Annotated in this window: 19 protein-coding genes; 16 read left to right on the top strand and 3 right to left on the bottom strand. The window is 66.2% G+C overall.

The genetic code is table 11. The annotated features are described in order from the left end of the window. Positions 1-22 precede the first annotated feature (22 nt). Both IIE29_RS13965 and cls read left to right on the top strand, forming a co-directional pair. Positions 23-1195, top strand: a complete 1173-nt coding sequence (locus tag IIE29_RS13965; protein WP_209325894.1) for an acyl-CoA dehydrogenase family protein — start codon at positions 23-25, stop codon at positions 1193-1195. 190 nt (positions 1196-1385) lie between these two features. Further along, entirely contained in the window at positions 1386-2858 is a 1473-nt protein-coding gene (gene cls / locus IIE29_RS13960) for a cardiolipin synthase (RefSeq protein WP_209325893.1), read from the top strand. A 170-nt stretch (positions 2859-3028) separates the two neighbouring features. On the opposite strand, the gene IIE29_RS13955 is transcribed toward cls, so the two are convergent. Then, positions 3029-3850, bottom strand: a complete 822-nt coding sequence (locus IIE29_RS13955) for an HAD-IIA family hydrolase (RefSeq protein ID WP_209325892.1) — start codon at positions 3848-3850, stop codon at positions 3029-3031. Positions 3851-4116: 266 nt separating this feature from the next. Between IIE29_RS13955 and IIE29_RS13950 the strand changes: the two genes are divergently transcribed. From IIE29_RS13950 to IIE29_RS13900, 11 genes are all read left to right on the top strand, one after another. After that, positions 4117-4428, top strand: coding sequence for an ArsR/SmtB family transcription factor (locus IIE29_RS13950; RefSeq protein ID WP_209325891.1), 312 nt, complete (start codon positions 4117-4119; stop codon positions 4426-4428). A gap of 19 nt (positions 4429-4447) precedes the next feature. Beyond that, positions 4448-4945, top strand: a complete 498-nt coding sequence (locus tag IIE29_RS13945) for an SRPBCC family protein (RefSeq protein WP_343071910.1) — start codon at positions 4448-4450, stop codon at positions 4943-4945. 111 nt (positions 4946-5056) lie between these two features. Next, on the top strand, positions 5057-5590 hold the full coding sequence (locus tag IIE29_RS13940; protein ID WP_209325889.1) for a MaoC family dehydratase: 534 nt from the start codon (positions 5057-5059) through the stop codon (positions 5588-5590). Between the two features lie 8 nt (positions 5591-5598). Continuing rightward, the gene (locus tag IIE29_RS13935; RefSeq protein WP_209325888.1) at positions 5599-6402 is read left to right on the top strand and encodes an HpcH/HpaI aldolase/citrate lyase family protein; all 804 of its coding nucleotides are present in this window, start codon (positions 5599-5601) and stop codon (positions 6400-6402) included. 13 nt (positions 6403-6415) lie between these two features. Continuing rightward, positions 6416-7081, top strand: a complete 666-nt coding sequence (locus IIE29_RS13930; RefSeq protein WP_209325887.1) for a peptide deformylase — start codon at positions 6416-6418, stop codon at positions 7079-7081. Positions 7082-7414: 333 nt separating this feature from the next. Then, the gene (gene msrA / locus IIE29_RS13925) at positions 7415-7945 is read left to right on the top strand and encodes a peptide-methionine (S)-S-oxide reductase MsrA (protein WP_209325886.1); all 531 of its coding nucleotides are present in this window, start codon (positions 7415-7417) and stop codon (positions 7943-7945) included. Next, complete coding sequence (locus IIE29_RS13920) at positions 7945-8778, top strand: nitroreductase family protein (RefSeq protein WP_209325885.1); 834 nt, start codon at positions 7945-7947, stop codon at positions 8776-8778. The genes msrA and IIE29_RS13920 overlap by 1 nt, the downstream gene beginning before the upstream one ends. Then, positions 8775-10061 carry an MFS transporter gene (locus tag IIE29_RS13915; protein ID WP_343071909.1) on the top strand — a complete coding sequence of 429 codons (1287 nt, stop codon included), beginning with the start codon at positions 8775-8777 and terminating at the stop codon, positions 10059-10061. The genes IIE29_RS13920 and IIE29_RS13915 overlap by 4 nt, the downstream gene beginning before the upstream one ends. A gap of 101 nt (positions 10062-10162) precedes the next feature. Then, entirely contained in the window at positions 10163-13963 is a 3801-nt protein-coding gene (locus tag IIE29_RS13910) for an efflux RND transporter permease subunit (RefSeq protein ID WP_343071908.1), read from the top strand. 24 nt (positions 13964-13987) lie between these two features. Then, positions 13988-14749: a CPBP family intramembrane glutamic endopeptidase gene (locus IIE29_RS13905; RefSeq protein WP_209325883.1), complete on the top strand. Its 762-nt coding sequence runs from the start codon at positions 13988-13990 to the stop codon at positions 14747-14749. Positions 14750-14921: 172 nt separating this feature from the next. Then, the gene (locus IIE29_RS13900) at positions 14922-17468 is read left to right on the top strand and encodes a PhoX family protein (protein ID WP_209325882.1); all 2547 of its coding nucleotides are present in this window, start codon (positions 14922-14924) and stop codon (positions 17466-17468) included. A gap of 67 nt (positions 17469-17535) precedes the next feature. On the opposite strand, the gene IIE29_RS13895 is transcribed toward IIE29_RS13900, so the two are convergent. Beyond that, positions 17536-18177, bottom strand: a complete 642-nt coding sequence (locus IIE29_RS13895) for a VOC family protein (protein WP_209325881.1) — start codon at positions 18175-18177, stop codon at positions 17536-17538. A gap of 144 nt (positions 18178-18321) precedes the next feature. Continuing rightward, positions 18322-18810 (bottom strand): inorganic diphosphatase, encoded by a 489-nt coding sequence (locus IIE29_RS13890; protein WP_209325880.1) that lies wholly within the window; start codon positions 18808-18810, stop codon positions 18322-18324. 106 nt (positions 18811-18916) lie between these two features. Between IIE29_RS13890 and dacB the strand changes: the two genes are divergently transcribed. Genes dacB through tilS form a run of 3 tightly spaced genes read left to right on the top strand, consistent with a single transcriptional unit; the run spans position 18917 to position 22456 of the window. Then, positions 18917-20410 carry a D-alanyl-D-alanine carboxypeptidase/D-alanyl-D-alanine endopeptidase gene (gene dacB, locus IIE29_RS13885; RefSeq protein WP_246475953.1) on the top strand — a complete coding sequence of 498 codons (1494 nt, stop codon included), beginning with the start codon at positions 18917-18919 and terminating at the stop codon, positions 20408-20410. Then, entirely contained in the window at positions 20407-21423 is a 1017-nt protein-coding gene (locus IIE29_RS13880; protein WP_209325878.1) for a zinc-dependent metalloprotease, read from the top strand. The genes dacB and IIE29_RS13880 overlap by 4 nt, the downstream gene beginning before the upstream one ends. Next, positions 21416-22456, top strand: coding sequence for a tRNA lysidine(34) synthetase TilS (gene tilS, locus IIE29_RS13875; protein WP_209325877.1), 1041 nt, complete (start codon positions 21416-21418; stop codon positions 22454-22456). The genes IIE29_RS13880 and tilS overlap by 8 nt, the downstream gene beginning before the upstream one ends. The last annotated feature ends 32 nt before the right edge of the window (positions 22457-22488 follow it).

The raw sequence follows: 22488 nt of genomic DNA, 5'->3' as shown, positions 1-22488 counted from the left end.
GCCGCGAGCGGGGAGGAAAGAAATGGAAACGTTCGTTCCGGGCATGCTGCCCGAAGAATACGAGGACCTGCGTCAAGGAGTCGCGAAGTTCGCCGACGAAGAGGTCGCACTCGTATCCGCCGAACTCGATGCCAAGCACGAGTTCCCCTATGACCTCGTTGCCAAGATGGGGCAGATGGGCCTGTTCGGTCTGCCCTTCGACGAAGAGTACGGCGGCATGGGCGGCGACTACTTCGCCCTGTGCCTGGCCATCGAGGAGATCGCCCGGGTCAACCAGTCGCTGGCGATCACCCTCGAGGCCGGAGTCTCGCTGGGCGCGATGCCGATCTACCGGTTCGGCACCGAGGAGCAGAAGCGCGAATGGCTGCCGAAGCTCACGGACGCCTCCGGACTGGCGGCATTCGGACTGACCGAGCCCGAGGCGGGCTCCGACGCCGGCGGCACGAAGACCAAGGCCACCCTGGACGGCGGCACCTGGACGATCAACGGCAGCAAATGCTTCATCACGAACTCGGGCACCGACATCACGCGGCTGGTCACCGCCACCGCAGTGACCGGGACCCGCACGTCGGGCTCCGGCCGCGAGGTCCCGGAGATCTCGACGATCATGATCCCGACCGGCACTCCCGGCTTCACCGCCGAGCCCGCTTACGACAAGGTCGGCTGGAACTCCTCGGATACGCACCCGTTGACCTTCGATAACGTGCAGGTGCCCGAAGCCAATCTGCTCGGCGAACGCGGCCGCGGCTACGCGAACTTCCTGCGCATCCTCGACGAGGGACGCATCGCCGTCGGCGCCCTGTCCGTCGGTGCGGCACAGGGCTGTGTGGACGAATCCGTGAAGTACGCGAAGGAACGTCAGGCCTTCGGCAAGCCGATCTCGGACTTCCAGGGCATCTCGTTCAAGATCGCCCGCATGGAGGCACGCGTCGTCGCCGCCCGTTCTGCGTACTACCTCGCGGCCTCACGCATGATCGCCGGTCTGCCGTTCAAGAAGGAAGCCGCCATCGCGAAGATGGTCGCCGGAGAGGCTGCGATGGACAACGCCCGCGACGCCACACAGATCCACGGCGGGTACGGCTTCATGAACGAATACCTCGTCGCCCGCCACTACCGGGACTCGAAGATCCTCGAGGTCGGAGAGGGCACCACCGAGGTCCAGCTCATGCTCATCGCCCGCGAACTCGGGCTCTGAACGGTCCGTTCGCACTCTGAGCCGCTCTTCGGGCACTGATCCGATTCCGCCCGCCGAGGCGGCCCCGCACTTCCATACGGTTGCGCCGGGCCGCCTCGGCGGGCTCGTCATGTCCTGCGGACCGGACGCAGGTGCCAGGCGATAGTGTGGGGCGGAGGTGAGCGCCCGGCCGAAAGGAAAGTGGGATCGGATGGACTTCAGTGTGGTGGCCTCGGTGGCGTCGGTGACTCTGATCGTCATCGAATACCTCGTCAAGATCGTTGCGATCGGTGTCGTGCCGGAGAACCGGCGGCCCTCATCATCCTCGGCCTGGCTCCTGCTCATTCTGTTCGTCCCGGTCGTCGGCATTCCGGCCTTCCTCATGCTCGGCAGTCCCTACATCAATCAGCGGCGGGCGCGGATCCAGGCCGAGGCGAACGAACTCATGCACGAAGGTGCCGACGAGCTGCCCGATGTCCCACCATCGCTGCAGGCAACGCGTGAATTCGTCTCGGTAGCGCAGCTGGGGCGGGCGCTGACGGAACTGCCGATGGTCACCGGTGACAGCCACGGGGTGATCTCGGACTATGAGGCGAGCATCTCGCGGATGGCAGAACTCGTCGACGAGTCGAGGGAGTATGTCCACGCCGAGATCTACATCATGGCGTGGGACGACACGACCGATGTCTTCTTCCGCGCTCTCGAACGCGCCGCCGGCCGCGGGGTCGAAGTGAGAGTGCTGTTCGACCACATCGGCTCACGGAAGTATCCGGGGTTCCACCGGCTGGGCAAACGCCTGAGCGACGCGGGCATCGAATGGCACCTCATGCTGCCGTTCATCCCCTGGCGGGGCAAGGCCCGACGCGTCGACCTGCGCAATCACCGCAAGCTCCTCATCGTCGACGGCAGACGGGCGATGATGGGTTCGCAGAACATGATCGACTCGACCTATCTCAAGCCGAAGAATGCCCGGATCGGCCGACGTTGGCACGACATCATGGTCGAGCTCAGCGGCCCCATCGTCGCCGGTCTCGAAGCCGTGTTCTCCACCGACTGGTACTCGGAGTCCGGGGAGGCGCTGGGGATCCGGCCCTACGAACGCGAAGGCAATGAGCCCGAGGTGGGCGGAGCGACGAGCGCGATGCAGCTCATCCCCTCAGGTCCCGGATTCACCACCGAACCCAACCTCAAGGTCTTCACCTCGCTGATGTATCTGGCGCAGACGCGTCTGGCCATCGTCAGTCCCTACTTCGTGCCCGACGAGTCGCTGCTGGCCGCAGTGAGCACGGCCGCCAGGCGCGGGGTCCATGTCGAGCTCTACGTCAGCGAGCAGGCCGACCAGTACATGGTCGACCGGGCCCAGTCCTCCTACTACCGGTCGCTGCTCGAAGCCGGGGTGCGGATCTTCCTGTTCCCGAAGCCGGCCGTGCTGCACACGAAGTGCTTCATCGTCGACGACACCTACGCGGTGATGGGGTCGTCGAACATGGACATGCGCTCCTTCGGCCTCAACTACGAGATCAGCCTCCTGGCCACCGGCGGCGATCTCGTCGACGACATCATCGAGGTGGTCGCCGACTACCGGAGCGCCAGTCATGAACTGACTCTGCAGGAGTGGGAGAAGCGGCCGCTGGGACGTCGTTACATGGAATCGGCGATGCGGCTGACCTCGGCGCTGCAGTGAGGGGTGCAGGGAGTCGGCTCAGCCGTGACGGCTGCTGCGGTGTCTCCTGCGGGTGGATCCATCGCGAAATCCTCGCGCGAATCGAAACGGATCCACCTGCAGGAGACACGTGCGCCGCTGGGGGAGCCGAGCGCCGCCGCTGGGGGAGCCGAGCGCCGGCGAATTGAACATCAGGCGGAGCCGGTCGTGTCGGGGCCGAGTTCGCTGCGGGCCTCGAGCGGAACGTCGAGGAGTTCGTGGACTCCGTCGACGATCTCATTCGGGCGGAACGGGAAACGGCGGACATCCTCGGCGGTCGAGATGCCGGAGAGCACGAGGACGGTGTGCATTCCTGCCTCCATGCCGGCGATGATGTCGGTGTCCATCCGATCGCCGATCATCGCCGTGCTCATCGAGTGTGCGCCGATCCTGTTGAGGGCCGAACGGAACATCATCGGGTTCGGCTTGCCCACGACATAGGGCTCGCGGTTCGTCGCCTTCGTGATGAGCGCGGCGATGGCCCCGGTCGCCGGCAGAACGCCCTCGGGACTCGGGCCGGTGGCGTCCGGGTTCGTGACGATGAAGCGGGAACCGCCCTGGATGAGCCGGATCGCTTTCGTGATGGCCTCGAAGGAGTAGGAATGGGTCTCACCGACGACGACGAAGTCCGGGTCGTGTTCGGTCATGACGAAGCCCGCCTCATGGATGGCTGTGGTCAGGCCCGCCTCGCCGACGACGAAGGCCGTGCCGTGATCGACCTGGTTGGACAGGAAATCGGCAGTCGCCATCGCCGAGGTCCAGATATTCGTCTCCGGCACATCGAGCCCGTTCGACCGCAGCCGAGCTGAGAGATCACGAGCCGTGTAGATGGAGTTGTTCGTCAGCACCAGATACGGGATCTCGGCTTGCCGCCACTGAGCCAGCAGCTCGGCCGCTCCCGGCAGGGGGTTGTTCTCCTTGACCAGGACGCCGTCCATATCGGTCAGCCAGCATTCGATCGAATCGCGATCCATGTCTCTCCTCGAGCTCGGGTGTGGGCCGAAGCGCCTACCGACAGCCTAGTCGCGTTTCGCGCCGGTTTCGGAACGGGAGGCGAGCCCGCCCTTGCCGCGGGGGACGGTCACTGCTCTGGTCAGGGTGAGGTGCAGGATCCCCGATACGGCCATGGACGTAGCCGACTGTATACCGTCTGGACGGTCTTTTCCGTTGTCGTCGCCTGCCCTTGACTCCTGACTCGAAAAGCGTATTGTAGTAATTACTTAATTAAGGAAAGGCTGAAATGAATCTCGATCTGGTCTTCGGAGCTCTCGCCGATCCGACGCGGAGGGCGATCGTCGACCATCTGCGTGAGGGAGATGTGACCTCCGGGGAACTGGCGGACCCGCTGCCGATCAGCAGATCCGCGGTCTCCCAGCACCTGAAGGTGCTCGAAGAGGCCGGCCTGATCACCAGGAGCAAAAGGGCGCAGCAGCGAATCGTCTCGCTCAACGGCGACAGGCTCTCCGCCGCAACCGACTGGCTGGTCGCAGCCCATGAGGAGTGGCAGCGGAGATTCGACGCGCTCGACCACGTGCTCAACGACGAGCGCTGACCCAAGGAGGAGAACCATCGTGAACCCGAACAGTCCACCGCACGAGGAGCCTGGCTTCACCATCGTCCGTGACTTCGCCGCGCCCCGGGAGCGAATCTGGCAGGCCTGGACGGACCCGGACGTCATGGCCCGATGGTTCCACCCGGAGGGATTGCAAACTCCGCGCGAATCCGTGAGCGTCGACCTCCGGGTCGGCGGAACCTACGCCTACACCATGCGCATCGAGGAGACCGGTCAGGAGTTTCCGACCGCAGGCAGATACCTGCGGATCGACCCGCCTGTCCGTCTCGACTTCACATGGGGAGTTCCCGGCTCGATCGACGAGGCTCCGCGAGTGAGCGTCGAACTCGAAGAGATCGCCGCTGACCGCACGCGCATGACCTTCACCCTCATCGGACTTCCCGACGACTCCGGCGAGGACGCAAGCGCCTACGACGGCTGGACATCAGCTTTCCGCGTCCTCGAGGAGGCGCTCGTCTCGGAACGCGAGGCATCAGCGACGGAGGGCGACATCTGAGCCGCGGAACGCAGAGCAGGGGTCGGAGCCGGCGCACCGGTCCCGACCCCTGGTTCACCGGGCTTCGGTGAATGACGATAAACTCGAATCATCACGAGTGAGGAGCGACACATGAGCGATAAGGTCATCGAACAACGAGGTCTGTGGCTGGACGAGATGGAAGTCGGGGCCACCTACCGGCATGCGCCGGGACGGACCATCACCGAGGCGGACAACACCTGGTTCACCGCCGTGACCATGAACACCCAAGCCCTGCACCTCGACGCGGCCTTCGCCGAGACCGAGCCCTTCGGCCAGAGACTGGTCAACTCGATGTTCACCCTGGCCACGCTGATCGGCCTGTCCGTGACGCAGCTGACTCAGGGCACGATCGTGGGCAATCTCGGCTTCTCCGAGGTCGCCTTCCCTGCGCCTCTCTTCCACGGGGACACGCTCTATGCGGAGACGACGATCCTCGACAAGCGCAATTCGAAGTCCCGGCCCGGACAGGGCATCGTCACCCTTGAGCACCGCGGCTACAACCAGAACGGCACGCTGGTGGCCAAAGCCGTGCGCCAGACGATGATGTTCGACTCGAGCCACTCCGCTGAAGCCGCCCAGACGGAAGCGCAGCCCGAGAACCCAGCGACCGAATCCGGAAAGTGAGCAGCAGCATGGCCCTGGAATTCAAACCCGCCTGGCTCTTCGTCCCCGGCGATCGCCCCGACCGATACACTAAAGCCGCCGAGCGTTCCGACATCGTCATCCTCGACCTCGAGGACGCGGTCAACGACGCGGACAAGGCCGCCGCCCGGGAGTCGATCATCGACTTCCCACTCGACCCCACGAGGACGGTCGTGCGAGTCAACGCCCGGGATTCGGAGCACCTCGATGAGGACCTCAAGATGCTCGCGAAGACCGACTATGCGGCCGTGATGCTGCCGAAGTCCGAGCGCGGCGCGGACCTGACGATCCTCGCCGACTACCAGGTCATCGCACTCATCGAAACCGCGCTGGGAGCCGTCAACGTCGCAGAGATCGCCGCCGCCCCGAACGCCTACGCCCTCATGTGGGGTTCCGAGGATCTCATCGCCGACCTCGGCGGCGGCTCCTCCCGCACCGACGAGGGAGACTATCGCGACGTCGCCAAGCACGTGCGCAGCTCGACCCTGCTCGCCGCCCGCGCTCACGGCAAGTATGCTCTCGACTCGATCTGGGCCGATATCCCGAACCTCGAGGGACTGGCCGGCGAGGCCGAGGACGCCGTGCAGTCCGGTTTCTCCGGCAAGGTGTCCATCCACCCCAGCCACGTGCCGGTCGTCCGCGACGCCTTCCGTCCCAGCGACGAACAGCTGCGCTGGGCCCGGGCCGTGCTCGACCTCGCCGCGACGGGGAAGGGCGCCTTCGCCTACGAAGGCAAGATGATCGACGCACCGCTGCTCAAGCACGCGGAGCTCATCGTCGCCCGCGCAGTCTGAGGGGCGAGCGCCCATGACTCCCGCCGATGCGACCATCGCCGAGCAGATCCGAACCGTCCTCGCCGCAGCCGAGGCAGGCGACGGCATCGCTCCCATCGTCGAGGCGGGCGACCCGATCCTGCGCGCCGAGACCCGCCCCTTCGACGGACAGGTCGACGATGCGGAGCTGGCGCAGCTCGCCGAGGTGATGCGCGCGACCATGCTCGCCGCTCCCGGCGTCGGCCTGGCCGGGCCGCAGCTGGGCATCGGTCTGTCGATGTTCGTCGCCGAGGATCCCGGAGCCCGCGACCCCGAGGTCGCCGAGGTGCGTGAGCGCTCGCCGCTGCCTCTGCGGGTGGTCCTCAACGCTCATTACGAACGCGCCACCGGTGCCGACGTCGCCTTCTACGAAGGCTGCCTGTCGATCCCCGGTTACCAGGCTGTGGTCGCCCGCCCGCGTGAGATCGAACTGCGAGGGCTCGACCTGACAGGAGATCCCCTCTCCGAGGTGGTGTCCGGTTGGTCGGCGCGCATCGTGGCGCACGAGACCGATCATCTCTCGGGGATCCTGTTCCTCGACAGGGCCGAGATGCGCTCCTTGGCGACCAACGACTCAGTGGCACGACTCTGGCACCAGCCCTCGACGCAGAAAGCCGCCGCCGAACTCGGCTTCGCCCTGCCCTCGGGCATGGTGATGTGAAACCCCTCTGCGGACGAGCCCGTCCTGCGCCTGGGCACCGCGTTCGCCGATGCGGGCCCGACCTGGCTCACCGGGACCCGCAGCAGCTGACTCAGCTCCTCGACGGCGAGGATGTGACCGGGATCGATGTTCGCCCCGCCGCCTCGACCCCGACAGTGGTGCCCGGCGACGCAGACCTACCCGGTCAGAGGGACCGCCGATGGCGGTTAGGTCAGCAATGGTGGTTCGACCAGCAGGCTGCGGCTGGGCCTCGACATCGATGACGGTCGCCTGCGGCGTCTGAGGATTCGCGGCGACGGGGAATAACCTGAGAGCGTCATCGTTGTACGAGATATGAGTGATCTTCGCACCCTCACCCTCGGCGCCGGCTGCTTCTGGTGCCTCGACGCCGTCTACCAGCGGACCGCTGGTGTGACCGAAGTGATTTCCGGGTACACGGGCGGACACACCGACGATCCCGGCTATCGGGAGGTCTGCAGCGGCACCACCGGTCATGCCGAAGCGCTGCAGGTGACCTTCGACGCCGAGACCGTTCCCGAAGACATCATCCTCGGGCTCTTCTTCACCGGCCACGACCCCACGAGCCTCAACCGTCAGGGCTACGATGTCGGAACCCAGTACCGGTCGGCGATGTTCTACCGCGATGAAACGGAACGTGAGCACTTTGCCCAGGCCATCGAGTCTGCCCAGAAGCTCTTCGACGCTCCGATCGTCACCACGCTCGAACCTCTGGGGACCTTCTACCCCGCCGAGGCGGTCCATCAGGACTTCTACACCGAGAACCCGGACAGCGGATACTGCCGCGTCATCATCGACCCGAAGCTCAGCCGTGCCCGCGCGGCTTTCGCCGAATGGGTGAGCTGATGGGCAGACACAAGAAGGACAAGCACAAAGAGAAGAAGCACCGGCATCGTTCCGGGCAGACCGCAGAGTGCGCGGAGAAGAAAGCCGGCAAGCTCGAACGGGAACGTGCGCGAGCCCATTTCCTCGACGGCAGCACCGGTCCGTGGGCGAAGGCTCTGGCCGCCCAGGACGCCCGGCAATCTCCGGAGGCGTCAGAAGCCGATCCCGACTCCGCCGACACTGCTCACACTCATCGAGGCCCGGACTATTCGATGCCCTCATCGATCGACATCGTCGGCGATCCCGTCCTCTACGCCATGTCCACCCGCCGTTCGATCTCCAAGGTCGATCCGGAGACACCCAGCGACTCAGACCTGCTCGAGCTGATCCGGGCTGTCTCGTCGGTCGCCGACCACAAGGGCCTGCGGCCCTGGCGCTTCCTCATCCTCCGCGGAGACGACCGGCACCGCCTCGGTGCGGCACTCGACGAGGCCGCCGGTGTGGTTCGCGAACCCGGAGAGGTCAACAGGAAGCCTCTGCGAGCCGAACTCCTGCTCGCGCTCGTGTGCTCACCGACCGAGCACGAGAAAGTCCCCGAATGGGAGCAGCGTGCCACCGCCGCCGGTGCCGGACACCTGCTCGAACTCGCCCTCTGGCAGGCCGGCTGGGGAGTGATGTGGCGATCGGGGACCTTGGCGAACACACCACCGGTCCGGCGACTCCACCGGCTGGAGGACTCCGAACTCCTCATGGGATGGTTCTACATCGGAGCCGTGCCCGAACGGTACCGTCAGCGGCTGGCCTCGAGCACCCGCCCCCTTCCCAGCCCCGAGCAGTTCCTCGATACCCTGTGACCGCGGACAACGACAAGGCGACGACCGATGTCGCGATTGCCGATCGGGCCGGCCGAAGACTGCCCAAGGAGATCTACGTCCTCGTCGCTGCGGCGTTCATCGTTGCGCTCGGCTACGGGATCATCGCCCCCGTCCTTCCGCAGTTCGCGGCGAGCTTCGACTTCGGCGTCACTGCCGCCACCATCGTCGTCTCATCCTTCGCGTTCTTCCGCTTCGTCTTCTCGCCCTCGTCCGGCCGCCTCGTCGATGCCTTCGGAGAACGCCGGATCTACATCACCGGGCTCCTCATCGTCGCCGCCTCCACCGCCGCTGTGGCCTTCGCCCAGAACTATTGGCAGCTGCTGATCTTCCGCGGACTCGGAGGCATCGGTTCGACGATGTTCAGCGTCTCGGCGATGGCGCTCATCGTCCGGCTCGCCCCGATCGATGCCCGCGCGAAGGCCTCGTCGACCTATGCCACCGCCTTCCTCGTCGGCAATATCGCCGGCCCCGTCCTCGGCGGGGCCATGGCCGGTTGGGGGATGCGCATCCCATTCGTCATCTACGCCGTCGGCCTGCTGTTGGCGGCCATCGTCGTTCGCGTCTTCCTGGCCTCGACTGCGGCTTTCGGCTCCTCGACGAAGCCCGGGCGCGCACGCTTGGAAGCGGCCAAGAACGAACCGCAGCAGGAGGTCATGACCTTCCGCCAGGCGTGGAAGGACTCCGCATATCGGTCCGCGCTGATCTCTGCATTCGTCCAAGGCTGGTCGGCGATGGGCATCCGGGTGGCGATCTATCCGCTGTTCGCCATCCAGGCGCTGCAGGCCGACACCGCTGTGGCCGGTCTGGCCCTGACGATGTTCGCCATCGGCAATGCCTCGGCAGTGACCGTCGTCGGACGCTTCGCGGACACGCTCGGCCGCAAACCCTTCATCCAATGGGGTCTGTTCGTCCTCGGCGTGACCACCGCGGCCCTGGCGTTCACCGACGCGATCTGGGTGTTCTTCGTCTTCTCCGTCGTCGCCGGCATCGGCTCGGGATTGGCCAATCCCGCCCAGCAGGCGACCGTCGCCGATGTCATCGGGCGCGAGCGCAAGGGCGGCCGCGTGCTCGCGAAGTATCAGATGGCCCTCGACGGAGGTGCCATCGTCGGCCCCATCATCGCCGGCGCGATCGTCGACCGCTTCGACTACTCCTGGGCGTTCCTGCTCACCGGCGTCCTCGGCGTCATCGCCGCCGGTCTCTGGTTCTTCGGGCGGGAGACCCGTCCGCGGGAAGTGCGAGGTGCGGCTGCCGGAGCCTGAGGAGTCAGGTTTTCCTCATGTGACTCTCATCGGACACTCACTAGGATGGTCACGTCGGCGTGCTTCGTCGGCGCCCTGCCTTCGATAAGAAAGTCCCCCTCGTGAGTTTCCTGACCCGGCTGAGCCTGAAGAACCGGGCGCTGATCGCGCTCATCTCCGTCGTCGCCGTCATCTTCGGCGTCATCGGAGCCGGGGCTCTCAAACAAGAACTGTTCCCCTCGCTCGAGAACCCGCAGGCCACAGTCAGCGCTTCCTATGAGGGCGCCACTCCCGAAGCCGTCGAATCCGAGGTCACCGACCCGCTCGAAGGGGCGCTGACTGCCTTGCCCGAGGTCGAGGACATGACTTCGACCTCGTCGGCGGGCAGCTCGCAGATCACTGTGAGCACGAAGTACGGCGACGACTCCGATGACGTCATCAAGGCCCTGCAGCGTGCCGTCTCCCAGGTGCAGCCGACCCTGCCCGAAGGGGTCGAACCCAATGTGATGATGATGGGCACCGACGACATCCCGGTGCTCGCGCTGTCCGTGACCTCCGACGCCGATGAGGACCACCTGGCAGCGGATCTCGAAGACATCGTCGAACCGGAGCTCAAACGCATCGACGGCGTCTCCCAGGTCCAGATCGCCGGGGCGAAGACCAAACAGGTCGAGATCAGCATCCGACGCGACGACCTCGAGGACGAAGGAGCCAACCTCGACGAGGTGGCTGGGATCCTCCAGTCCAACGGCGTGCCCACCTCGGCGGGTGAACTCAAGGGGGCCGACGGTACGGCCCCGGTCGAGGTCGGCACCCGCATCCGTTCCCTCGACGCGATCAAGGACCTCGTCATCAGCGGGGAGGACGGCCCGATCACGGTCTCCGACGTCGCCGACGTCAAACTCGTCGATGAACCCGTCGAATCGATCTCGCGGACCAACGGCCAGCCCTCGCTGTCGGTGTCGGTGATGAAGGAATCCGATGCGAACACCGTCGATGTCTCGCACGCGGTGGCCGAGAAGCTGCCCGAACTCGAGAAGACGATGGGCGAGAACACGGAGTTCGTCTCCGCGTTCGATCAGGCGCCGTTCATCGAACAGTCGATCCACGACCTGCTCAACGAAGGCGGGCTCGGTCTGCTCTTCGCCGTCCTGGTCATCCTCGTCTTCCTGCTCTCAGTGCGGGCGACGATCATCACCGCGATCTCGATCCCGCTGTCCCTCCTCATTGCGCTGGTCGGCCTGTGGATGGGTGGGGAGACGCTGAATATGCTCACCCTCGGCGCGCTGACGATCTCCGTCGGACGCGTCGTCGACGACTCCATCGTCGTCATCGAGGCGATCAGACGACGGCATGCCTCCGGCGGTGACAAGTTCTCGAACATCCTCGCGGCCGTCTCCGAGGTGGCCGGAGCGATCACAGCCTCGACCCTGACGACCGTGGCGGTGTTCCTGCCGCTGGCCTTCGTCACCGGGCAGACCGGTGAGATGTTCCGGCCCTTCGCCCTGACCGCGACCATCGCCCTGCTGTCCTCGCTGTTCGTGGCGCTGACGATCGTTCCCGTCCTCGCCTACTGGTTCCTGCGCCAGCGAGAGGCCAAGGTGAAGCTGAGCCGCGCGGAGAAGGCCGAGATCCGCCGCAGCCGCAAGACCATGCTCACCCGCTGGCGGTCGGAGAAGAGGGCCGCGAAGAAGGCGGAGAGGAAACGCGACATCTCTGCCGGCGCCGAGGAGACCACGGACGGGGACAGGGCCGAGGAAGCCTCGAGCTCACCCCGGGGCGGGGCCGCCGGAGTCGCAGCGAACCATCCGCGCTACGGCGAATCCGAGGACGGCACCGAGGAGGTCGACGAGCTCGCTGGCATGCATTCGCCGGTGACGCGGCTGCAGAAGACCTATATGCCGGCCATCTCGTTCTCGACGAAGCATCCGATCGTGATGATCCTCGTCGCCGTCCTCGTGCTGGCCGGCACCGGGGCGATGATCCCGCAGCTGAAGACCGAGCTGTTCGGGGACACTGGTCAGGATTCCCTCCAGATCTCGCAGACGTTCGACCCGGGCACGGATCTCGATGAGGCCTCGGAACAGGCTGAGAGAGTTGAGAAGATCCTCGCCGATGCCGGCGACGTCGAGTCCTATCAGCTGTCCCTGGGCGGCTCGACCTTCGGATACACCGACGACTCCTCGCTGACGGGCACCTATATCGTCAATTCGAAGTCCGGAGTCTCTGCACAGTCGATCTCCACCGATCTGCAGAAGCAGTTCGACGATCTCGAGGGCGTCGGTGACGTCGAGGTGCTCAGCCAGAGCTCGGCTCCCGGTTCGCAGACGATCGACATCACACTCTCGGCTTCGGACCCGAAGCAGCTCGAGGACGCGACGAAGAAGGTCACGGACAAGCTCGACGGCGTCTCGGGGACCCAGTCGGTCACCAGCGATGTCGAAGCGGTCCAGCCCGTCATCGAGGTCAAGGTCGATCACAAGAAGGCTGCGAAGGAGAACCTCACCGAAGCCTCCATCGGCCAGTACGTGCAGCGAGCGATGCACGGACAGCAGATCGGCGAGGTCGTCATCGACGATGTCTCCCACTCGGTGATGCTCTTCGACCGCAATGCCGACACCGTGGAGAAGCTGCGTGACCTCAAGATCCCCGGCAAGCCGAAGGCGACGGCCCCAGCGGCCGGTGGTGCGGGAGCGGCAGGCGGTGCTGGTGGCAGTGCCGCCGGCGGCGGCAGTGGTGCCGGTGCCGCCGGCGGCGAAGGCGCTGGCGGCGCAGGTGGGGCCGGGGGCGAAGGTGCTGGCTCGGCCGGCGGCGCTGGTGGCGACAGGGGAGCCGGTGCTGCCGGTGACCCCGGGGCCATGGCCGGCGCACCCGCGACGTCGGAACCGCGGTTCATCAAGCTCGATGATGTGGCCGACGTCAAGGAGGTCAAGACCGCTCCGACGATCCGGCACACGGATTCGCAGCGTTCGACCACCGTCTCGGTGACCCCTGAAGGCGACGACCTCGGTGCGGTCTCGGCCGATGTGCAGTCCGCCCTCGACGAGGTGGACCTGCCGGATTCGGTCAGCGTCGACACCGGAGGTGCGACCCAGGAGCAGAACGAAGCGTTCGCACAGCTGGGGCTGGCGATGCTCGCCGCGATCCTCATCGTCTTCGTCATCATGGTCGCCACGTTCAAGTCGCTGCTGCAGCCGCTGATCCTCCTGGTCTCGATTCCGTTCGCGGCCACCGGTTCGATCGCGCTGTCGCTGCTGACCGATACGCCGCTGGGCCTGACGTCGATGATCGGTCTGCTCATGCTCATCGGCATCGTGGTCACGAACGCGATCGTGCTCATCGACCTCATCAACCACTTCCGGCTGCGCGGAGTCGACCTGCGCACTGCGATCGTCCACGGCGCCCGGCTGCGTTACCGTCCGATCCTCATGACCGCGGCGGCCACGATCTTCGCGCTGTTGCCGATGGCACTCGGCCTGACCGGTGGGGGAGTGTTCATCTCGAAACCGCTGGCGATCGTCGTCATCGGCGGCCTCGTCAGCTCGACCCTGCTCACGCTGATCCTCGTGCCGGTGCTCTACCTGCTGCTCGAAGGCGCCAAGGAACGGCGGGCCGAGAAGAAGTATGTGAAGAACACGGCCCGCGGCCAGGTCCTCGACGCCGCCGAGGCACGCGCGGACGCCCGCACCACCGAACGGCCGTCGGCCGGCGCGGGCATCGGTGCCGGGGGCCCGGCAGCGGGGACGGCGCAGGAACCGATGCAATCGGCGGATCCGGGGTCGACGGACTCCGTGCCGGAAAGAACGTCGCAGACGGAAGAAGCCGATCCGTCCGGCGAGGACTCCGGGCCAGGGGCGACTGACTTCAGTCTGCGCAGCTCCACGCCGCGCAGCAGCGACGGAGGACACGAGCCCAAACACTGAGCCGCCCCGGCTACAGTTGAGTTCATGACGACCGAGCTCGAACCGCAGGAGAGAACGCGCCTGTGGTTCGAGCTCGGACTCGTCGCGGCGCTGTCCCTGGGACAGTCGGCGGTCTACGCGATCGTCCGCCTGGCCGACATCGCCACTCGCGGGCCGATCAGCGAAGCCCAGGCCAAGCTCAACACGTCTCTGTCGTCCCGACCCGGCTTCGACCTGGTCTACCAGCTCCTCGACATCGCCTTCACCCTCGTACCCGTCGCGCTGGCCCTCTACCTGCTCACGCGCGACCGTGATCCGCGTCGCCTCCGCGCCCGCCTCGGCGCCGAAGGACAGCGAGCCAGGGACCTCGGGCACGGGCTCCTCATCTTCCTCGTCATCGGAACCGGCACCCTCGGTGTCTATGCCTCTGGCAGAGCGCTGGGGATCACTGCCGAGGTCCAGCCGGCCAACCTCGGCGACCACTGGTGGACCATTCCGGTGCTCATCCTCTCGGCGGCGAAGAACGGCATCCTCGAAGAGGTCATCATCTTCGGCTTCGGTGCGCAGCGGCTGCGGCAGCTCGGATACGGTCCCTGGACGATCATCATCTCTCTTGCCGTCTTCCGCGCCAGCTACCACCTGTACCAGGGCATCGGCCCGTTCATCGGCAACCTCGCCATGGGCATCATCTTCGGCTGGTACTTCCTGCGCAAGGGGCGTCTCATGCCGCTGGTGTGGGCGCACTTCGCCATCGACGCGGTGGGATTCCTGGCACCGGGAGTGCTCGCCCTCGTCGACCTCGCCTGAAGCGGCTCAAACTGATATCCACAGATCGTTCGGGGTTCACACTCCGTTCATCGTCGGGTTGAAATCGGGCCAGCTGGCACTGGAAGGCTCGGTCCAGTGAGCCCTCCGGAACCGCTCGTCGCAGCTGCGGGCGCCAGGAGGGAGTCCCAGTTCCGAACCGAGGAGAGAACCGATGAGACGACTTCTGCCGATGGCCGCCCATGTGCGAGGCAAGCGCAGCCCGGTCACCTGCGCCCTGAAATGCGATAACGCCTGCCTCAAGGCGACGTGCAACACCTCCTCGAACGGCTACTTCCGCGATATCGTCGATGCCAAGCTCAGCCGGCGTGCCGTTCTCGGAGCCTCTGCGGCAGGAGCTCTGGCAGTCGCGGTGACCACCGCGCCGAGCCCGACGGCTCGCCGTGCGGCAGCCGCCGACGCCGGCAGCCTCGACTTCGCCGCCATCGATCCGGTCCAGCACGAAGTCGACGAGTTCATCGTCCCCGACGGCTACACCTGGCACCCGGTCGTGCGGTGGGGCGATCCGCTGTTCCCCGACTCTCCGAAGTTCGACCCGGAGAACCAGAGTCCGGAGTCCCAACGCCGTCAGTTCGGGTACAACAACGACTTCCTCTCGATCCAGGTCGACGACAGGGACCCGAACCGGGCGGTGCTGTTCGCGAACCAGGAGTACACCAACGACGCCATCATGTACCCCGACGACATGGACGAGGCCGACAAACGAGCGATCAGCCGGGAAGCCCACGGACTGACCGTTGCCGAACTCAACCGCAGGGATGAGAAGTCCACGTGGAGAGTCGATGTCAACGGAGAGAGGAACCGCCGCTTCCTCATCGACACCGAATACGAGTTCACTGGACCGGCCGCCGGTTCCGACCTGCTGAGGACGAAGGACTACCCGAACGGCGACAGGGTGCAGGGCACCCTCGGCAACTGCTCCGGCGGGCTCACCCCCTGGGGGACCCTGGTCTCCGGTGAGGAGAACTTCAACTCCTATTTCAAAGCGCAGGGCGCCTCAGCGGCAGACAGACGCTACGGACTGAGCAGCGAGGATTCGGCCAACGGCTGGGAGGCCGACCTCGATCGCTTCGATACGAACAATGCCGGATACGCCAACGAGGCGAACCGCTTCGGATGGATCGTCGAGGTCGATCCGTGGGATCCGGATTCCACGCCGCTCAAGCACACGAACATGGGTCGGTTCAAGCACGAAGGTGCGAACATCACGATCTCCGACTCGGGCCATGCCGTGGCCTATATGGGTGATGACGAGAAGTTCGACTACCTCTACAAGTTCGTGTCCAAAGGCACCTATGTCGATGGCGACCGCGAGCACAACAAGACTCTGCTGACCGAAGGCGACCTCTTCGTCGCGAAGTTCACCGGCAACTCGCCGAAGTCCGAGATCGACGGCAGCGGAGACGTGCCCTCCGACGGCGAATTCGACGGCACCGGTCAGTGGCTGCCGCTGGTCAAGGACGGAAAGTCGCAGGTGTCGGGATTCTCCGTCGAGGAGGTCCTCGTCAACACCCGACTGGCCGCGGACAAGGTCGGGCCCACGAAGATGGACCGCTGCGAGGACGTCGAACCGAACCCGGTCAACCGGCGCATCTATGTCGCCTGCACGAACAATTCCGATCGCGGCACCGGCGGGAAGGCCGCGGCCGACGAGACGAACCCGCGAACCGAGAACAGAGACGGGCACATCGTCGAGATCACCGAGCGTTCCGGTGACCACACCGGAACGGAATTCGACTGGACGCTGCTCATCGTCTGCGGCGACCCGAAGCAGGGGGACGCCACATACTTCTCGGGGTTTCCCGCAGATCAGGTCTCACCCATCTCGTGCCCGGACAATGTCGCCTTCGACACCGCGGGCAATCTGTGGATCTCCACCGACGGCGCCCCCGACGGCATCGGGTACTGCGATGGGCTGTTCAGGGTCACGATCGACGGCGAGCAGCGCGGTCGGGTCGAGCAGTTCCTCTCCGTGCCGCGCGAGGCCGAGGTGTGTGGACCGCTTGTGCACGATGAGTACGATTCGGCCTTCGTGGCCGTCCAGCATCCGGGCGAGGACGGCGAATGGTCCGCTCAGCATTCGCAGTTCCCCGATTATGTGGACGAGACCGACGTCGAGCGGGGAGTCGCCGCACTGCCCCGCCCGACGGTCGTCCAAGTGATCAAGGGCGACGGCGGAGCGGATCCGGATCCGACGGATCCGCCGAAGGACGCCGACGCCGATGGTGCGGATGAGAACGCATCCGATGAGAACGGTTCGGCCGACGGCAGCGGGTCGACCGAGGACGCTGATTCGAACGGGGATGAGAAGGGCACGGAGGCCGGCGAGTCCGGTTCGACGGACAGTTCTCAGGACGGGGCGAAGGAGGCCGCAGCCGCGAGCGCGGCGTCGAACGCCGGCAGTGATACGGGCGCAGGCGGGTCCGGCGGCAGCGGCGGGGCCGGAGACTCCGGCAGCGGCGGTACGGGCGGCGGCAGCGGCAGTTCGGGCAGCGGCAGCGGTTCGGGCGCCGGAGCGGGCGGCTCGGACGGAGGTGAGCTGCCGTGGACCGGTGCGGACGGCACTCTGCCTCTGCTCGGCGGCGGTGCCGGGCTCCTCGCCGTCGGCGGTGCCATGGCCACCGCGGCTCATCTGCGGAGGAAGAATGCGTTCGCTGCCGATGGCGCAGAGGAGGCGGTGAAGGAGACTTCCGCCGACTGAGCCGCAGCAGCGGCGCCGAGACAACGGTGCTCCACCTTTGTCTCGGCGACAGCGGCGAGTGTGAGCCTCAGATGGTGATGGGGCCGTTCTTCGTCTCGAAGCTCACCGACATGATGCCCGGCGTCCCATGAGGCGCGGACCAGTCGATGTGGATCTCTGGGATCGGCTTGGCGACCTGGGTTCCCAGCCAGTCACGCAGACGGTCCCGATCGCCGGCGATCTGCAGGGTGTCGATGCACACGTCGCCATTGGTCTTATAGGTCGACGGATGCTGCGAGGAGTCGGCGGACCACTTGATGAAGAACGGGAGCTGGGGATCGGCGATGAGCCCCTTGACCCCGATCTGCAGCCACCTGAGTTCCAGACCGGACTCAGGTGTGCGGTTGCCGTCGACGGCCTTGCGGTCGAGGCGGGTCTCGACTTCGGCGAGATCATCGACCGATACGCACCAGCCCATCCAGCCGCCTCCGAGTTCGGACCGAGCCCGAACCGCTTGGCCGAAAGGGGTCGAGAGAGCGGCCGGGTGCTCCAAGGCTTCCACGACTTCGAGGTAGTGGCCGTTCGCGAGGGGGAAGATGAGATTTCTGGTGCCGAATCGAGGATGCACACCGCCGTCGTAGGGAACCACTCCGAGCTTCTCCGAGATCCGCTCGGCGGTCGCACGGTAGCCATCGGGTTCACTGGCGTATGACACATGATCGAGTTTCATGACTCGACAATCGCATAACCTGGCTCACACTGCCCCTTAGGGTCACCTAATAAATCGTGACCGACATCACGGACTGTGAATGAGAAGACCGCCCGGACGAGAGCATCCGGGCGGTCGAAGATCAGACGAAGAGCGGGGAGAGGCTCAGTGTCCCTCTGCCTTGAAGCGTTCGATGGAGGCGTTGATCTCGGCCTCGGCGGCCTCACGGGCCGCCCAGCTCGAACCCTTGACGTACTTGCCGGGCTCGAGGTCCTTGTACCGGCTGAAGAAGTGCTCGATCGAGTCGAGCGTGAACTTGTCGACGTCGGAGATGTCGTTGACGTCGTCCCAGCGGGGGTCTCCGGCAGGCACAGCCAGCACCTTGTCGTCGCCGCCGGCCTCGTCCTCCATCTGGAACATGCCGATGGGGCGGACGTCGATGAGCACACCGGGGAACAGGGGCTCGGGCAGCAGCACGAGCACGTCGAGCGGGTCACCGTCGTTTCCGAGAGTGTCCTCGATGAAGCCGTAATCGGCGGGATACTGCATCGAGGTGTAGAGGTAGCGATCGAGCTTGACTCGACCGGTCTCGTGATCGACCTCGTACTTGTTGCGAGATCCGCGCGGAATCTCGATTGTGGCCAACAGTTCCATAGTGCTCCTTCACGTTAGGGGTGCATCACTAGAATAGATGGTACAAGTCCCCGTCACCGTCCACCGACGGCGACCGCAGCCCGGTCGTCGAGGAATGAGAGCGCGTTTGAACGACATCCCCGATGAGGCGGACCCACCGCACCCGCCGGAGTCCGATTCTCCACGCGCCGACCGCACCGCCGTGAAGCGTCGCAGGAGGCGGAGGAAAGGAGGCGCCGTCACCGCCGGAGTCCTCGTGCTCGCTCTCGGGGCCTACGCCGTCGTCGACGCCTACGACCTCGTTCCCGAACTTCCCGGCATCCTCACCACCGACCCGCCGATCGAAGTCCAGGCCGTCCCCAGGCCTGACGCTCATGGCACCCGGGTGCCCGCACCGACCTCGGCGGTCGATGATTCCGCGCCCGTGCCGACGACGGTCCCGGCGAAGATCGATGCCATCCTCGAAGCATCCGAGGTCAAGGGCTTCGGCCTCGAAGTCCGGGACGGCCTCAGCGACGAGATCCTCTACGCGAAGAACGAGACGAAGCCTCGCACACCCGCCTCGGTGACCAAGGTGCTCACCGCGGCTGCGGCACTCACGTCCATCGGCGGGGAGAAGCGCCTGGCGACGACGACGAGCTTCGACGAGGAGACGGGCACGCTGACCCTGACCGGGGGAGGGGACGTGCTGCTCTCGTCCGGGGATTCCGATCCGGGCTCGGTCAATGGGCACGGTGGGCTGCGCACGCTGGCCGAGGACACTGCGGAGGCGCTCAAGGCCGACGACGTCACCGAGGTGACTCTGGGCCTGGACACGAGCCGGTACACGGGTGAGCCCTTCGACTCAGGGTGGGAGAGATCCGACATCGCCAAGGGCGTGATCACCCCGATCCGTCCGCTGATGATCGACACTGCCTACATCGGTTCGAAGGACAGGGAGTGGCGCGCGCGCAGCGAGCACCCGGCCGCCGATGCCTTCGCAGCTTTCGAGAAGGAGCTGAAGAGGACCGGAATCACCGTCAACCGCGCCGAGCAGCGCGCACCCGCATCCGAAGGTGCCGAGGAGATCGCCCGGGTCGAATCGGCGACGATCTCCGAGATCGTCGAGTACGCCCTCGTCCACAGCGACAATGTCGTCGCCGAGATGCTCGGCAACGAGGTCGCGATCGCCCAAGGGGAGGACGGGAGCCTCGAGACCGGCCCGCGGGCTGTGCTCTCGGCCCTCGGCGACTCGATCGATCTCGGACGCACCCACCTGGTGGACACCTCGGGGCTGTCCTACGACAATCGGATCGCCCCACATGACCTCACGACCGTTCTCCAGGCCTCCGTCGACGCCGATGATTCGCTCGCCGGCCTCATCAGCCACTTCCCGGTCGGAGGCCTGACGGGCACCCTGACGGACAGATTCGCCAAGGAGAGGAACGCCACCGGAGTGGTGCACGCGAAGACCGGAACACTGTCGACCGTGACCTCCCTGGCCGGAGGCGTGCTCGACGCCGAGGGACGCTACCTCGTGTTCTCCATCCAAATCGACGACGTGGACAAGGACAAGATCTTGGAAGCCAGGAAGACTGTGGACGACATCGTCACCGCCCTTGCGAATTGCGGTTGCCGATGATCGTCGATGAGAGGTTCGCCGCCCGCACCGCCCGCGAGCTCGTCTCCGCCGCGCAGGTCCCCGACCCCGGTGAACTCGATGATCTCGTGACCGGAATGAAGGACAATGCGCTGACCGCGCAGGATCTGGTGCTCAACTCCTTCCTGCTCGACCCCGCACACGCCGATGATGTGCGGACCCGACTGGCCGCCGGGACTGTGCTCGTGCTCGACCAAGTCGGCTGGGTCAAGGCCAACGCCCAGTCCGTCAACGGCATGGTCGACGAGGCCGCTCTGCCGGCGCCCGTCGGGCCGACCACCGCCAAGGGCGCCGCCGTCGAGATCGCCGGTGTGCTGTCCCTGCTCTCGACCCGAGTGCTCGGTCAGTTCGATCCTTTCGCCGTCGAGACCGGACGACTGATGTTCGTCGCCCCGGCCGTGCTCATCGCCGAGGAGGCCATGCAGGTCGACGCTCGAGACTTCCGTATGTGGGTCGCCCTCCACGAAGCCACCCACCAGGTCCAGTTCGCCACCGCACCCTGGCTGCGCGACCATATGCGCTCTCTGCTCTCGGGCGTCGTGTCGACCCGCGTCGGCATGCCCGAACTCGGAGGGATCGTGGATCTCTTCGCCACGGTCGGACGCATCCTCAAGGGCGAGGCCAGCCTCGTCGATCTCATTCGGGACGAGGAGATGCGGGCGGCCCTGGACGAGGCCACCGCGATCCTCTCTCTGCTCGAAGGCCATGCCGATGTCGTCATGGACGAGGTCGGGGCCGATGTGATCCCGAGCGTGCGCAGACTGCGCCGGAAGTTCGAAGCGCGCCGGGACGCGGGTCAGGGCGGCTTCCTGTCGAATCTGCTCGGGATGGACCTCAAGCTCGCTCAGTACCGCGACGGGGCGAAGTTCGTCCGCGTAGTCCGCCGCGAGGTCGGACAGAAGGGCTTCTCCCACATCTACACCGAACCGGCCAACCTGCCGAGCACCGAAGAGATCCACGAACCGCGGCTCTGGCTCGACCGTGTCCATGGCTGACCGCATTCCGCCGAGGCGACCGACCCTCGATCCTGCCAGCGGCGCCGTCCGCAACGCCGTGCGGGCGTGTCTCGCCGCCGCGGCCGACCTGCCTTCGGGTCCTGTGAGCGGGGCGGAGGGCGCGGTCGTGCCCGAGCTCATCGTCGCCGTGTCCGGGGGAGCGGACTCGATGTCGCTGCTCCACGCCTGCGCCTTCCTCCACCGCCGAGGCGACATCCGCGCCCGCGCCGTCACCGTCGACCACGGGCTCCAATCCGAGACGGCCGAGGTGGCCCACCGAGTCGCCGCCACTGCCGAGTCCTGGGGTATGCCCGCCGAGGTCGTGGGTGTCGATGTCAGCGCGACGGACGAAGGGCTCGAGGCTGCGGCGAGGAACGCACGCTACGCCGCACTCGAGTCCGCACGAACGAACGCAGGAGCCGATTGGACGCTGACCGCCCACACCCGCAGCGATCAGGCCGAGACGGTTCTGCTCGGACTCATGCGCGGATCGGGCACCCGGTCCCTGGCCGGCATGAGCCCGCGCACCGGTCGGCTGCTGCGCCCGCTGCTCGGCCTCGACCGGGAGCAGACGGAAGCGGCCTGCCGGGCGCAGGGCATCGAGATCTGGGACGACCCGATGAATGCCGACACCGCCTTCGCCCGAGTGCGGACGCGCCGGCTGCTGGCAGGCCTCGAAGCCGAACTCGGTCAGCCGATCGCAGCGAACCTCGCTCGCACCGCTGACCTGTGCCGAGCAGACGCCGACTACCTCGACGCCCGGGCCGCAGAAGCGGGGGCGCACTTGCGCGGGCTCGCTTCGCTGCCTCTCGAGAGCTTCACGGGGCTCGAGGACGCGGTCCTGGGCAGAGTCCTCCGCGACTGGGTGATCTCACTCGGTGTGCCCGCCCAGAATCTCGGTGCGGCCAGGGTCGCCGAACTCAGCGCCCTCATCCGCAACGGGGGTCGCGGCCGGCTGTCCCTGCCGGGTGACACCGAACTCCTCGTCGAGCAGGGCCGCGTGGTCTTCCAACGGGCGGTCAAGGCTCGCTGACGACCTCGGTCGCCCTCGGCCGCGTCGAGAAC

This window comes from Brevibacterium renqingii (assembly GCF_017808095.1).
GTDB lineage: Bacteria > Actinomycetota > Actinomycetes > Actinomycetales > Brevibacteriaceae > Brevibacterium > Brevibacterium renqingii.
Note: the sequence above shows the minus strand (reverse complement) of the source record. Positions and strands in the feature narration are given on the sequence as shown.